The organism is Clostridium sp. AF36-4 (genome assembly GCF_003435975.1).
Taxonomy (GTDB): domain Bacteria; phylum Bacillota; class Clostridia; order Lachnospirales; family Lachnospiraceae; genus Eubacterium_F.
Map to the genome: position 1 here is coordinate 97,343 of NZ_QTVH01000002.1, position 13,230 is coordinate 110,572.

The following is a 13,230-nucleotide window of genomic DNA, read 5'->3' on the forward strand; positions in this document are numbered from 1 at the left end:
ACCTCCTAAATATTTGTTTGTTTTAAGTATCTATTAAGTGCATCTTTCCAATCCGGAAGCGGCACAAAACCATGTGCAGCAAGTTTGCTTTTGTCAAGACGGCTGTTGAATGGACGGACTGCTTTCGATATACCGTATTCTTTGGTTGTCACCGGTTTTACAGTCAGATGATTTTCATCATAGCAGTCATATCCAAGTGCAGAAGCCTGACGAAAGATTTCACATGCAAAATCATACCAGCTGATATAGCCGCCCTCATTTGTTGCGTGATAAATTCCGTATTCTCTGGTTTCTATCATATCAACAAGGAGCCTTGCCAAGTCAAAGGTGTAAGTTGGCGTACCAATCTGGTCGTCTACTACGGTTAGTGTGTCATGTGTTTTGCCGACATTCAACATAGTTTTAATGAAATTGTTTCCATGAGTGCCAAAAACCCATGCAATGCGGACAATGAAATAATCGGAGAGGAGTTCTTTTACTGCCTGTTCACCGGCAAGTTTTGATGCACCGTATACATTTAACGGTGCGTAATTTTGCTGGTCTGGTGTCCAAGGTGTTTTGCCTTGTCCATCAAAGATATAATCGGTGGAAATATACATTATAGGGATGGCTAAATCTTTGCATACTTCTGCGATATAGCGTGTGCCGGATGCATTGACTGCCATGACTTTTTCTTTGTTTTCTTCCTCTTCGGCAGCATCCACCGCAGTCCAGGCAGCGCAGTGAATCACGCCGTCCGGGTTTGCACTATGGATTACGGTATTTACACTTTTCTTATTGGTAATATCCATTTCTTCAATGTCAACGCCGATGGCAGTGTGTCCTCTTTTTTCTAACTCATTTATGACATCAAAGCCAAGTTGTCCTTTTACTCCCGTGACAAGAATTTTCATTGAAAAACCTCCTATCGATTGCCATACATTTTTTCATAATAATTCTGGTATTCGCCGGAAATAATTTCTTCCCACCAGTCTTTGTTATCAAGATACCACTGAATGGTCTTTTTAATTCCATCGGCAAATTTTGTTTCCGGAAGCCAGCCAAGTTCGTTGTGTATTTTTGTCGGGTCGATGGCGTAGCGCATGTCGTGTCCTTTGCGGTCCGTGACATAGGTAATCAGACTTTCCGGCTTGTGTAACTCTTTGCATATAATTTTTACAATGTCAATATTTTTCATTTCATTGTGGCCGCCAATGTTATAAACCTCACCAACTCTTCCTTTGTGGATAATCAAATCGATGGCTTTGCAGTGGTCCTCCACATAGAGCCAGTCACGGACATTTTCGCCTTTGCCATAAACCGGGAGAGGTTTGTCGTTTAGCGCATTGGCAATCATAAGAGGAATCAGCTTTTCCGGGAAATGATAAGGTCCATAGTTGTTCGAGCAGCGGCTGATGGTAACCGGCAAATCGTAGGTGCGGTGGTAAGCTAAAACCAAAAGGTCAGCGGCTGCTTTTGAGGAACTGTACGGACTGCTCGTGTGAATAGGAGTTTCCTCCGTGAAAAATAAGTCCGGTCTGTCGAGTGGTAAATCACCGTAAACCTCATCGGTGGAAACCTGATGATATCGGGTAATGCCATATTTGCGACAGGCATCCATTAAAACGGCGGTTCCTTTGATGTTGGTATCCAAAAAGACCTCCGGATTTTCAATGGAGCGGTCCACATGGCTTTCTGCAGCAAAGTTTACGACAATATCTGGTTTTTCTTCCTCAAATAACCGATAAACACCCTCGCGGTTTGTAATATCCTCTTTTACAAAACGAAAATTTTTGTTATCCATTACAGGGGCGAGTGTGGAAAGATTTCCCGCATAAGTCAAGCAGTCTAAACAGATGATGCGGTAATCCGGGTACTTCTTTAGCATATGAAAAATAAAATTGCTTCCAATAAATCCGGCACCGCCGGTAACGATAATAGTCATAATGTTCTCCTTTTCTCTAGCGCAGTACATCAAGATATTTTCCGTCTAATACATCTTTTAAATACTGTCCATATTGATTTTTCTTTAATACTTCATAGACTGCCATTACATCTTCTTTGCTTATCCAGCCGTTTAAGTATGCAATTTCTTCCAGACATGCAATTTTTCTGTGCTGGTGGGTTTCTACGGTTTTTACAAAATTTGTTGCATCTACAAGACTTTCGTGGGTTCCCGTATCAAGCCAGGTAAAGCCCTGTCCGAGTAATTCCACATTCAAAGCATTGTTTTCCAGATAAATGCGGTTTAAGTCTGTGATTTCAAGTTCGCCTCTGGCACTTGGTGTTAGACCTTTTGCGTATTCCACAACTTTATTATCGTAGAAATAAAGTCCGGTTACACAGTAATTGCTTTTAGGCACTTCCGGTTTTTCTTCAATCGAAACAGCTTTTCCATCTTTGTCAAATTCCACAATACCAAAACGCTCCGGATCATCTACATAATAGCCGAATACGGTTGCACCTTTTCCGGTTTCCGCATTTTCTACGGCTGCCGTTAACCGCTTTTTCAAACCATGTCCGGCAAAAATATTATCACCGAGAACCATAGCTACGCTGTCATCGCCAATGAAATCTGCTCCGATGATAAAAGCTTGTGCAAGACCATCCGGACTTGGCTGTACGGCATAGGATAAATGGATGCCAAAGGAGGAACCATCCTTTAAGAGTTCTTCAAATCGCGGTGTATCCTGTGGCGTGGAAATAATGAGAATATCCCGGATGCCGGCGTTCATAAGCACGGAAAGCGGGTAATAAATCATTGGTTTATCATAAATTGGTAAAAGCTGTTTGCTTGTTACAGTTGTGAGAGGATAGAGGCGAGTGCCGGAACCTCCTGCTAAAATAATCCCTTTCATAGTAACCTCCGTTTTATTTGATATCTATATCATATAACATGACGTAACGTCACCTGCAAGAACTTTTTTGAAAAAAATGAAAAAAATAGATAAATCAGCAGTCTGAATCCATTTTTACGGCACGAAACAGACCGGCATCTTTAGTAATTGAGAATCCACCAGCAACCTGTTTTTCAATATAAGAGGCGAAATCACGGTAACGCGATGCCAAATACCGGTTCTGGTTTCCGTGGCAGGATAATATATAAGAAATCAAAGGAGCTGCCTCTGTGACAAACAGAGAATCTTCATAGTTAGTCCATGTTACATTTTGAAAGCAGGAAGATAGAATTGCGGCACCATTTTCCTTTCCAAAATGAAGGTATAAATTGTCCGCAGACAGGGTGATTCTTTCGTCAAATCCTCTGGCAAGGCTTGTGACTTCTTCCATATGATGTTCGCCGTATGTGCTGGCAATAAGCACGCCGTTTGGTTTTAAGACGCGTTTGATTTCTTTTAGTGCATCCATCGGATTGTCTAAATAGAATAACACATGGTTGGCAAGTATGAGATCAAACCGGCTGTCAGCAAATGGCAGATGGGCAGCATCTGCCACAACATAGGTAAAATCTCTGTTGGAGCATGATTTGAGATTTCTTCTGGCGTCGCGGAGCATTCCCTCTGAAATATCGGTAAGGGTAACTGAAAGCCGACGGGGAAGTTTATCCTCGTTGGTTGTCCAGAAAGTGCCATCGCCGCAGCCAATTTCTAAAATACTCATATCGTTTTTAATATGACATTGTTCAAAAATCCAAGGGAACCATCCTTTTTTATTCGTGCTGTATAATTCATGCAGATGAATTCTGGCGTTAATGTTCGAGGCATCCATATATTGGTTTTTTAAACTTTTTTCCATGGAGGTCATATGAATCAAATCCATCATCTGTTTCCAGTCCACCTCTTTTTTCTGGCGGATGGTGTCGGCGGTTGTCTGGATGGTCTGCTCCATCAACTGTAATTGCTCTCTGCGGTCTTTTACCAGTTTGAGCTGGATATCAAGAGAGTCCAAAAGAACGTGCCGGTCCGGGTGGTTTAATGTCATGTCGCGGATTTCGGACAGAGAAAATCCAAGGAACTTAAATAGAAGGATTTGCTGCAGTTTCACAAAATCCGAGTCAGTATAAAATCTTGCCCCGTGTTCATTTACATAAGAGGGTTTTAAAAGATTCTGTCTGTCGTAATAGCGGATGGTCCGCAGTGTTACGTCTGCCATTTTGGCAAACTCACCGGATGAATAGTAGCCGTCTTTTTTCATACAAAAACCCCCTGTTTCAATCATTAATAATATTATAGCGAAAGAAACAAGGGGGTGCAACCTTCGTATTATACTAATTCGGCAATGCGGCTTACACCGACATAAATTTCAGAAATTTTATACCACGTGCGGAATCCGACAATGCCATCCTGTGTCAGACCGAAAATCCTCTGAAAGGTTTTAACCGCTTCTTCTGTGGCTGGACCAAATACGCCATCCTCTGCAATTTTTGGAATGAGCGGATAGGCGTTCGATATAACATTTAACTGGCGCTGCATCTGGCGTACTTTTTCACCGGAATCGCCCACACGGAGCGGCGAGCCGGGATAAGAGGATGGGATACCGGAGATTTCATCGGTAGAATTAATATAAATGGAATCGCCGTAGTAGTTGCGGAGAATTTCGATGGCAGTGTATCCCTGGTCACCAAGTGCCTTGGATCCCCACTGGCTTAACCAGTTTGGACAGCTGACATTTTTTCCATCACAGTACTGAGTAAGAATTGGCTGCTCTACATTTGGTCTTGAAAGATATTCGCTGAAAATTTCATCCACAATAGCGGATATACTTTCAAAAATATTGCGCCCCGGAACAAATTTGTGGTCGTAGGCGGTGGAGGAAGTGATTGTGAAATCTTTTCCCTTATTTCGATACCATTCGGTGTAAACACGGTTTAAGGTAAATGACTGGATAGCAAGGATATTGGCGCGGATGGTTGCTTCCGGCCAGGTGGAATAAATTTCACTGCTTGCAACATTTTTGATGTAGTCACGATACCGGACATAATAATCTTTGGCACGGGTGTCTGATGGGGGGCCATCATGAACAACAACATACTCCGGGATGACAACACGGCTTAATACAATTTCTCCGGTTCCTTCCACCGTTTTGATTTCACTTTCCGGTATTTTTGGCGGGTAATCGCCCCATAGTGTATGGTCGGGAATGACAAAAAGTTCCGCACTGTCGGTTTCGCCTGTGGCAAGAGGAAGCAGAGAAGCGTTCTGAATGGCTGTCTCACCGGAAAAAATTTCTGCTCCATTAATTTCGACCGATTCAAAACCGGAAGCGGAGATCGTGATGGTGTATTCCGAATACGGTTTGTTTGCAGAAGGGGTCATGCTGTAATCCACCGGCGGTGCGGTAAGTTCAATGTCATTTAATTGTCCCACGTTATTGGTGACAGCTTCCTCTATAATGCTTTCCGGTTCGTTTTCTGAGGTAATCTGCACGGTGGCATCAGGAATCGGAAAGCCTGAGTTATCTGACACAACGTGTATATTTAATTTGCCATAATCCATAAAAAATCCTCGTTAGACATAGATTAGTATATTTTATGAACAATATGTGAAAAGTTTCATTTGTTATTGACATTGGCACAAAAATCTGGTATAAACATTAAGATGCTAACAGTTTGCATGCTAATGATTAAATGGCTATTGATTAGATATAGAATGATTTGGAGGTGAAAAACTTTGCAGGAACAGAAAAAAAAGAAGATTCGTTCCCGTGATATTACGCACCGCATGATTGTGATGAATCAGATGCATCGCAGGATGCTGGAGTGTAATCTGGAAGGAACCGGGATTCACAGAGCACAACATCGTCTTCTGATGACGCTTGCGAAACATTCATTTGCATCGCAGGTAGAACTTGCTAAATTTTTAGAAATTTCACCGGCGACAGTTGCCGTTGCACTGAAGGCGCTGAAAAAGTCCGAATACATTACACAAAAGATGCGTGAAGAAGATAACCGCCGTAATTTTGTGGAATTGACAGAAAAGGGGCGGAAATTGGTAGAAGAAAGCTGTGACTTTTTTGATATGTTAGATGAACAGATGTATGTGGGATTCTCGGAAAGCGAAAAAGAACAGTTATGTGATTACTTTGACCGTATTTACGAAAATATGGAACGATTAAAAAATGCAGCGATGGAGGGACAAAATGAAACAGTATAAAAAATATGTAATTCCGTATAAGTCAGCATTTATCCTTGGACCAATCTTTATGATTGTGGAAGTGCTTGGCGAAATTATTCTGCCGAAATTAATGTCTATGATTATTAACTATGGATGTGGGCAGGATGTTACGGTGGCAGCAAAAGGACCTGCTTACATTATCGGGATAGGAGCGGCTATGATTGGAACGGCTCTTCTTATGATGATGGGGGGCGTGCTTGGTGCTTATTTTGCGGTAAAGGCATCTGTAAATTTTGCCGGTGATTTGCGAAGAGATGTTTTTGCCAAAGTGCAGAAATTTTCCTTTGCCAATATCGAAAAATTTTCAACCGGTTCTTTAGTGACGCGATTAACAAATGATATTACGAACATTCAGAATGTCTTGAGCATGGGACTTCGTATGCTTTTGCGTGCACCTGGTATGTTAATTGGTGGTTTGATTATGGCATTTCTTATGAATGCGAAACTGGCACTGGTTTTCTGTGTCGTAATTCCGGTTTTGATTATTGCACTTGCGTTTGTTATGAAGACCGCATTTCCGCGGTTTGACGTGATGCAGACAAAGATTGATGGACTCAATTCAAGAATCCAGGAAAATATCACAAACCAGCGTGTTGTAAAATCTTTTGTGCGTGATGATTTTGAAAAAGAGACCTTTGACCGTGCGAACAACGAATTAAAAGATAAAACACTTCGTGCGATGAAGGTTGTTATTCTCACAATGCCGATTATGACATTAGCAATGAACCTTACGGTCATGGCAGTTGTCTGGTTTGGCGGTCAGCAGATTTTGATTGGCGATATGCCGGTTGGAAACCTTACAGCATTTACTACTTATGTAACGCAGATTCTGATGTCGCTTATGATGGTTTCCATGATTATGATTCAGGGTTCTCGTGCGATGGCATCTTCTCATCGTATTTTGGAAGTGCTAGATACGGACATTGACTTAAATGATGACAATGCATCTGAGAAAGACCGCTTGGTAACATCCGGTGAAATCGAATTTAAAAATGTCTGCTTCCGTTATTATAAAAAACATAAGAAAAATGTTTTGCAGAGTATTAATTTTACAGCGAAACCGGGCGAAGTGATTGGTATTATCGGCTCGACAGGTTCCGGAAAAAGTTCTCTTGTGCAGCTGATTCCACGTCTGTATGACTGTGATGAAGGGGAAGTGTTAGTAGATGGCGTGAATGTAAAAGAGTATTCACTGAATCATCTGCGTGACGGCGTTGCGATGGTGCTTCAGAAAAATACGCTGTTTTCCGGCAGTATTATGGAAAATCTCCGCTGGGGCGATGAAGAGGCAACGGATGAACAGGTGAAAGAGGCAGCAAAGGCAGCACAGGCAGATGGCTTTGTTAGTGAGTTCGCAGATGGATATGACCGTGAACTTGGACAGGGCGGTGTCAATGTTTCCGGTGGACAAAAACAACGTCTTTGTATTGCGAGAGCACTGCTTAAGAAACCGAAAATCCTTATTTTGGATGACAGTACCAGTGCGGTAGATACAGCGACTGAGGCGCAGATTCGAAAGAGTTTTTCAACGACTTTGAAGGACACAACAAAATTGATTATTGCGCAGCGTATTTCTTCTGTTGAGGATGCTGACCGGATTCTTGTTATGGATGAAGGACAAATTGTTGGACAGGGAACGCACAAAGAATTATTAGAATCCTGTGAAACATATCAGGAAATTTATTATTCACAGAGAAGTAAAGAGGAGGTGGCAGGATGAGTCAGGCAAAAAATCAGCCGCATGGCGGCATGGGACCGGGGCCAAAACATGGACCGGGCGGCTCGAGACATATGATGGGTGGCAAGCCAAAAGAATCGCGTGCTACCATTAAAAGACTTCTTGAATATATGGGTAAAGATAAAATGCTTGTTGTACTCGCACTTGGCTTTGTACTTGTGTTCAGTGGGGCAACATTAGCCGGTTCTTATATGTTAAAACCGATTGTCGACCAGCTTGGTAAAACGGCGTTACAAGTTGCTTCTTTAAAAAATAAAAATTTGGATTTTAGTACGGTGCTGGCAGATGGTACATGGACACTTTTGAAAGGTGTACTTACCATGTTGGTTATTTACGGCGTCGGAGTGCTTGCAAACTATTTGCAGCAGCGTATTATGATTGGTGTTTCCCAGCGTGCGCTGATTCGTATCCGTAAAGATTTGTTCGACCATTTGCAGGATATGCCGGTTCGCTATTTTGACACAAATGCAACCGGAGATATTATGAGCCGGTTTACCAATGATATTGATATGATTGGTGAATTATTAAATAATACGGTTATTCAGTTGATTTCCGGTGCAATCAGTATTATCGGAACAACCATTATCATGATATGCTTAAATGTCTGGCTTGCTCTTCTTACCATTGTCATGGTTCCTGTTATGGTTAAGGCAGGTGGAAGTATTGCCAAAAGAAGTTCCCGTTATTACCGTGAACAGCAGAGTGCGCTTGGTGATTTGAATGGTTACATTGAAGAGACTGTTACCGGTCAGAAGGTTGTAAAAGTTTTCTGCCACGAGGACAAGGCAGTGGAAGAATTTGTAGATTTAAACAATGACCTTCGTGAAAAACAGATTAAAGCACAGTTTTTTGGCGGCATTATGGGACCGGTTATGGGAAATATCGGTCAGGTCTGCTATGGTCTGACGGCAGCAATTGGTGGTCTGCTTTGTTATTTTGGAAGACTTTCTATCGGTGGTCTGACGGTGTTTGTTAATTATTCCAGACAGTTCAGCCGCCCGATTAATGAAATTTCCATGCAGGTAAATACGATTTTCTCGGCACTTGCCGGTGCAGAGCGTGTATTTACGGTAATGGATGCGGATGTGGAACAAGCCGATGATGAAGATGCCGTTGAAATGAAAGATGTCAAGGGCGAAGTGATTATGGAGCACGTAAACTTTGGCTATGATGAAAATAAAGTTATTTTAAAAGATATCAACTTGTATGCTCATGCCGGACAGAAAGTGGCATTTGTTGGTTCTACCGGTGCCGGAAAGACGACCATTACAAACTTACTGAATCGTTTTTATGATATTCAGGAAGGAACAATTACGATTGACGGCATTGATGTGAAAAAATATAAACGCCGTTCGCTCCGTGAAAATATTGCGATGGTTTTACAGGATACGCATTTGTTCAGTGGAACCGTGCGTGAAAATATCCGCTACGGAAGACCGGATGCAACGGATGAGGAAGTAGAACAGGCTGCGAAAACGGCAAGTGCTCATTCGTTTATCATGCGTCTTGAGGACGGCTACGATACCGTACTTGAGGGAGATGGAACAAACTTAAGTCAGGGGCAGCGCCAACTTTTGAATATTGCCCGTGCAGCTCTGTCACTGGCACCGATTCTTGTGCTGGATGAGGCAACAAGTTCTGTCGATACCCGTACCGAAATGCATATCGACCACGGAATGGAGCGCTTGATGAAAAACCGTACAACATTTGTAATTGCCCACCGATTATCTACCGTTCGTAATGCTGACTGCATTATGGTATTGGAGCAGGGCGAGATTATTGAGCGTGGAACACACGAAGAACTGCTGGCAAAAAGAGGAAGATATTATCAGCTTTATACCGGTGCTGTAGAGTTAGACTAGATATTGCAGAACTAAATTTTGTGTTGGAATACATTTGACACAGTTTTCAATTATGATACAATGATAAGGATAAAATAAAAATCGTAGAATTGGAAAGGGGCAAAAGACAATGCAAAAGAGTAGAAAAAGAATTGTAAGCGCAATCGTAAGTGCATCTTTAGTGCTTGGATTGTGGACAGGATATGCCATTCCTGCCCGTGCGGAGGAAAATGGAAGTGGACAAACTCCACCGACCGAAATTGGCGAACCAACACCGACACCTACGGTGACACCATCCGCATCTCCAAGTGTTGAACCAAGTACAGAGCCAAGTGCGGAGCCAACGGTTACGCCGGAGCCGGTAGATGTGACCCAAATTGCGATAAGCAGAAAATCAGCGGTTTTGATGGCAGGAAAAACATTAAAGCCTGTGATAACGGGAACGACTTCAACAGTTACCTGGACAAGTGCCAATGAAAAAATTGCTAAGGTGGATGAAACCGGAAAAATTAAAGCACTCAAAAAAGGTAAAACGGTAATTACGGCAGCAGTTGACGGCATCACAAAAACCTGCGAAATTACGGTTGTTGCAAAAATGGCAAAGAAAGATTTCAGTAAATTTAATTCAGAGAACTTTGTGAATTTCTGTCAGCGTTATGGCTACAGCCATGGTTATGCATGGAATGGACAGTGGAAGGGCGGAAGTAAGAAAAAAGCAACAGCCCGCGGTATTAAAATTGGTGCATCCAAGACAAAGGTTCAAAAAGCCTATGGAGAACTGACTTGGAAAAAATGTACATCAAAAGACCCATTTAGCAAAATGAAAGGTCTTAAGAAAAACAAAGTAAAAACTTATGGAGATGCAGTTTATGGCAAGTATCGAATCCGTTTTTACTTAAACAGCAAGAAAAAAGTTGTTGCGATTATATTTGCCTGCAACATCTCAAAGATTAAGAAAAAACATTTGAAGAAATATATGTAGAAAATTTCTGAAATTGCTGCAAAACAACGAAAAAGGAACGGCACAGCTGATTATTTGGCTGCCGTTCCTTCATTTGTTTCTGCCGTTGCGGTTTCTTCCGTGTCGTTCTCGGATTCTTCTGTTTCCTCTTCATTTTCTTTTTTCGGCGGCTGAGAAAGTAAGGTCAGTATAATCATCAGAATACTTAATACAATTGGCGCAGCGTAAACGACTGCTTTGCCGGCGGCACTAATTGTAACAGGCTCTGTGTTAAACCAAATCAGTACACCAAAGTGAACGATAAAAACCAGTGTGCCGAGGATGGCACTAATTACTCTGGCAAGCATACTTTTTTCGCCCCCGAATTTCGCACGGGATACGAAGAAAACAAGGAGAAAGGCAATTGATGAATCCAACAGACAGAAAATTAACATTCCTGGATTGATTGTCATAGTCTTTCCTTTCTGTATATGTAGGAACCAAGGTCCGTTTATTTGATTGATATTAGTATAGCATATTGTGGGGGATTTGTGCAAAGAATTTGTTGATATTCCTTTGGGTTCCGTAATTTATCACGAAAAGTTTGCAGGTAGTGGGCGCTCCCGCTTGGACAAATCCGCAGAAGTATCGGCATGTAAAAGACACATGCCTGATACTTGCGCATTTGTACCCACTTCCTGCAAAACTTTTCCGGATAAATTACTGGAAGTCCAAATTGATTAGCATCAAGCACACGAAAATGAAACTTCCGAACAATATGTGAAACAAAACTCTGGTTTTTATTGTAAGATTGCGGAGGTGTGGAGAGAGCTGTCTTTTTGGTGGGCAGCACTGTTTTTTCGGATGTATGTGCCAAATATTTGCTGTTAGTTCTTTGGGTTCCAGTAATTCCGTAGAAAAACTTTGTGACTCGTGGGTTTGAGTACGTCGGTATGTGGCACTGGTAGTTTCAGTGCCCATACCGCTACGCACTCAACGAGCGAGAGTGCCCACGAGACGCAAAGCTTTTCTACGGAATTACGGAAAACAAAAAAAGTGCCAACGAACACTTGACACAAACAACCGAAAAAAAAGTAATTGACATTTTCCCCTACATTTGATAATATATCATTTGTTCGCAGGAGTGGCGGAATTGGCAGACGCGCAGGCTTCAGGTGCCTGTGGTAGCAATATCGTGTGGGTTCAAGTCCCATCTCCTGCATTTCATACAAAACTGTTGATCTTAATGGGTCAGCAGTTTTTTTTATTTCAATATGTGAAATGTTTGTGGTACTTATTGCGAACCTTGTTTTTTTATGGTAAAATACAAGAATATTGGGGTCAAATCTCTTTGCCCCCTTTGCATTACTAATCTATGGAGGCTGAAAGAAAATGAATAGCGCAAAGAAAATTATGAAAAATGGTGGGGAAAATGCTACACAGTCCACAGTGAAACAGAGCAGAGGACTGAGTAAGAATATGATTTTGATTCTTGTTGGCATCATCCTTGTAGCAGTGCTTGGCGGCGGGGTATGTTATGTGAATCTTCGTCCGAGAGCAATTTTGACAGTAGAAGGAAAAGATGCGGATGGGAAGACAGTAACACATACGATAAATTATCCGGAAGCAATGTATGATATTTACCAGGCAGAAGCAATGGCAAGTATGTACCAGATGTATGGTATGTCTTTTGACTGGTCCGATACGACAGAAGATGGTGACACCTATGCAGCACTTTACAAAAAGCAAATTATGCAGGCGTTAAAAAAACGTGAAATTTTGTATATGTGCGCACAGAAAAAGGGTATGACTTTAACAGATGAAGAGAAAAAGACAATTAAAGAAGATGTCAAGAACGCAAGAAAGAATATGACAGATTCCCAGAAAGCGATGAAAGGTCTGGATGAGGCAACGATTACAACTGTAAAAGAGAAAGATAAACTTGGTGAGAAATATAAAGATTCTATTGTTTCCACTTTGAAAATCGACAAGGACAAGTTAAAGAAATCTGTCGATAAAAAATCTTATCGTCAGTATACTTTGCAGTATTATACATTTGCCAAGACTGAAACCGGCAGTGATAATAAGACAAAGGATAAAGATGCAAAGACACTTGAACAGGGTAAGAAAGATATGATTGCTTTGCAGAAAAAAGCAGCAAGCGCAAAAGATTTTACAAAAGATGTTATTACGGACAAAGACAATGACAAAGTCGATGATAACAACAAAGGAATTTCTTATTCGACAAAAGATTTGATTGAAACCGATACGGATTTTCTGGACAATGCTACTCGTAAGACTGTGAAAGCAATGAAAAATGGTGCAGTATCCGGTTTGATTGAGACAAAAGATGCTTATTATGTGATTAAGATGGTAAATAACAATGACCCGGCTGCTTACAACAAGCAGTGCGAGACTGTTATTTCTCAGGAAGAAGATACACAGTTTGATGCGGTTTACAAAAACACAATTAAAGCAGAGTATACCGCAACAACACAGAGTTACTGGAAGGGCAGAGTTACAATTGGTTATCTGACAACAGATAGTTCGGCACAGCAGTAATTAAAGTAATTTATAATATCATTTAATACAGCAGAAAAT

The 13,230-nt window shown here is 41.5% G+C and carries 11 protein-coding genes and 1 tRNA gene; 6 read left to right on the top strand and 6 right to left on the bottom strand.

Annotated elements, in window-relative coordinates:
* Positions 1-5: 5 nt before the first annotated feature.
* The 5 genes from rfbD to DW005_RS01685 form a co-directional block, all read right to left on the bottom strand.
* Positions 6-893: a dTDP-4-dehydrorhamnose reductase gene (rfbD, locus tag DW005_RS01665; RefSeq protein ID WP_117477913.1), complete on the bottom strand. Its 888-nt coding sequence runs from the start codon at positions 891-893 to the stop codon at positions 6-8.
* Positions 894-904: 11 nt separating this feature from the next.
* Complete coding sequence (gene rfbB / locus DW005_RS01670; protein ID WP_117477914.1) at positions 905-1,924, bottom strand: dTDP-glucose 4,6-dehydratase; 1,020 nt, start codon at positions 1,922-1,924, stop codon at positions 905-907.
* Between the two features lie 16 nt (positions 1,925-1,940).
* Positions 1,941-2,837: a glucose-1-phosphate thymidylyltransferase RfbA gene (rfbA, locus tag DW005_RS01675; protein ID WP_117477915.1), complete on the bottom strand. Its 897-nt coding sequence runs from the start codon at positions 2,835-2,837 to the stop codon at positions 1,941-1,943.
* 94 nt (positions 2,838-2,931) lie between these two features.
* Positions 2,932-4,131: a MerR family transcriptional regulator gene (locus tag DW005_RS01680; RefSeq protein WP_117477916.1), complete on the bottom strand. Its 1,200-nt coding sequence runs from the start codon at positions 4,129-4,131 to the stop codon at positions 2,932-2,934.
* 68 nt (positions 4,132-4,199) lie between these two features.
* On the bottom strand, positions 4,200-5,432 hold the full coding sequence (locus DW005_RS01685) for a peptidoglycan-binding protein (RefSeq protein WP_117477917.1): 1,233 nt from the start codon (positions 5,430-5,432) through the stop codon (positions 4,200-4,202).
* A 174-nt stretch (positions 5,433-5,606) separates the two neighbouring features.
* Here DW005_RS01685 and DW005_RS01690 point away from each other — a divergent pair, with 174 nt between their 5' ends.
* The 4 genes from DW005_RS01690 (at position 5,607) to DW005_RS01705 (ending at position 10,671) form a co-directional block, all read left to right on the top strand.
* Positions 5,607-6,089: a MarR family winged helix-turn-helix transcriptional regulator gene (locus tag DW005_RS01690; protein ID WP_022375968.1), complete on the top strand. Its 483-nt coding sequence runs from the start codon at positions 5,607-5,609 to the stop codon at positions 6,087-6,089.
* On the top strand, positions 6,076-7,830 hold the full coding sequence (locus DW005_RS01695) for an ABC transporter ATP-binding protein (RefSeq protein ID WP_117477918.1): 1,755 nt from the start codon (positions 6,076-6,078) through the stop codon (positions 7,828-7,830). Before DW005_RS01690 ends, DW005_RS01695 begins: the two co-directional genes overlap by 14 nt.
* A 29-nt stretch (positions 7,831-7,859) precedes the next feature.
* The gene (locus DW005_RS01700) at positions 7,860-9,710 is read left to right on the top strand and encodes an ABC transporter ATP-binding protein (protein ID WP_242989336.1); all 1,851 of its coding nucleotides are present in this window, start codon (positions 7,860-7,862) and stop codon (positions 9,708-9,710) included.
* A 109-nt stretch (positions 9,711-9,819) separates the two neighbouring features.
* Positions 9,820-10,671: an Ig-like domain-containing protein gene (locus DW005_RS01705; RefSeq protein ID WP_117477920.1), complete on the top strand. Its 852-nt coding sequence runs from the start codon at positions 9,820-9,822 to the stop codon at positions 10,669-10,671.
* Between the two features lie 50 nt (positions 10,672-10,721).
* Here the strand turns inward: DW005_RS01705 and DW005_RS01710 are convergent, their stop codons facing one another.
* On the bottom strand, positions 10,722-11,102 hold the full coding sequence (locus tag DW005_RS01710; RefSeq protein ID WP_117477921.1) for a hypothetical protein: 381 nt from the start codon (positions 11,100-11,102) through the stop codon (positions 10,722-10,724).
* Between the two features lie 665 nt (positions 11,103-11,767).
* Here DW005_RS01710 and DW005_RS01715 point away from each other — a divergent pair.
* Together DW005_RS01715 and DW005_RS01720 are read left to right on the top strand one after the other, a co-directional pair.
* A tRNA-Leu gene (locus DW005_RS01715) sits at positions 11,768-11,851 on the top strand.
* Between the two features lie 170 nt (positions 11,852-12,021).
* Complete coding sequence (locus DW005_RS01720) at positions 12,022-13,191, top strand: hypothetical protein (protein WP_117477922.1); 1,170 nt, start codon at positions 12,022-12,024, stop codon at positions 13,189-13,191.
* Positions 13,192-13,230 lie beyond the last annotated feature (39 nt).

What these genes read in the sequence shown, in the direction of transcription:
- DW005_RS01695 (WP_117477918.1), top strand. Translation starts at nt 6,076, where the DNA reads ATGAAACAGTATAAAAAATATGTAATTCCGTATAAGTCAGCATTTATC.
- rfbB (WP_117477914.1), bottom strand. Translation starts at nt 1,924, where the DNA reads ATGACTATTATCGTTACCGGCGGTGCCGGATTTATTGGAAGCAATTTT.
- DW005_RS01720 (WP_117477922.1), top strand. Translation starts at nt 12,022, where the DNA reads ATGAATAGCGCAAAGAAAATTATGAAAAATGGTGGGGAAAATGCTACA.
- DW005_RS01685 (WP_117477917.1), bottom strand. Translation starts at nt 5,432, where the DNA reads ATGGATTATGGCAAATTAAATATACACGTTGTGTCAGATAACTCAGGC.
- DW005_RS01710 (WP_117477921.1), bottom strand. Translation starts at nt 11,102, where the DNA reads ATGACAATCAATCCAGGAATGTTAATTTTCTGTCTGTTGGATTCATCA.
- DW005_RS01700 (WP_242989336.1), top strand. Translation starts at nt 7,860, where the DNA reads ATGGGACCGGGGCCAAAACATGGACCGGGCGGCTCGAGACATATGATG.
- rfbD (WP_117477913.1), bottom strand. Translation starts at nt 893, where the DNA reads ATGAAAATTCTTGTCACGGGAGTAAAAGGACAACTTGGCTTTGATGTC.
- DW005_RS01705 (WP_117477920.1), top strand. Translation starts at nt 9,820, where the DNA reads ATGCAAAAGAGTAGAAAAAGAATTGTAAGCGCAATCGTAAGTGCATCT.
- DW005_RS01680 (WP_117477916.1), bottom strand. Translation starts at nt 4,131, where the DNA reads ATGAAAAAAGACGGCTACTATTCATCCGGTGAGTTTGCCAAAATGGCA.
- rfbA (WP_117477915.1), bottom strand. Translation starts at nt 2,837, where the DNA reads ATGAAAGGGATTATTTTAGCAGGAGGTTCCGGCACTCGCCTCTATCCT.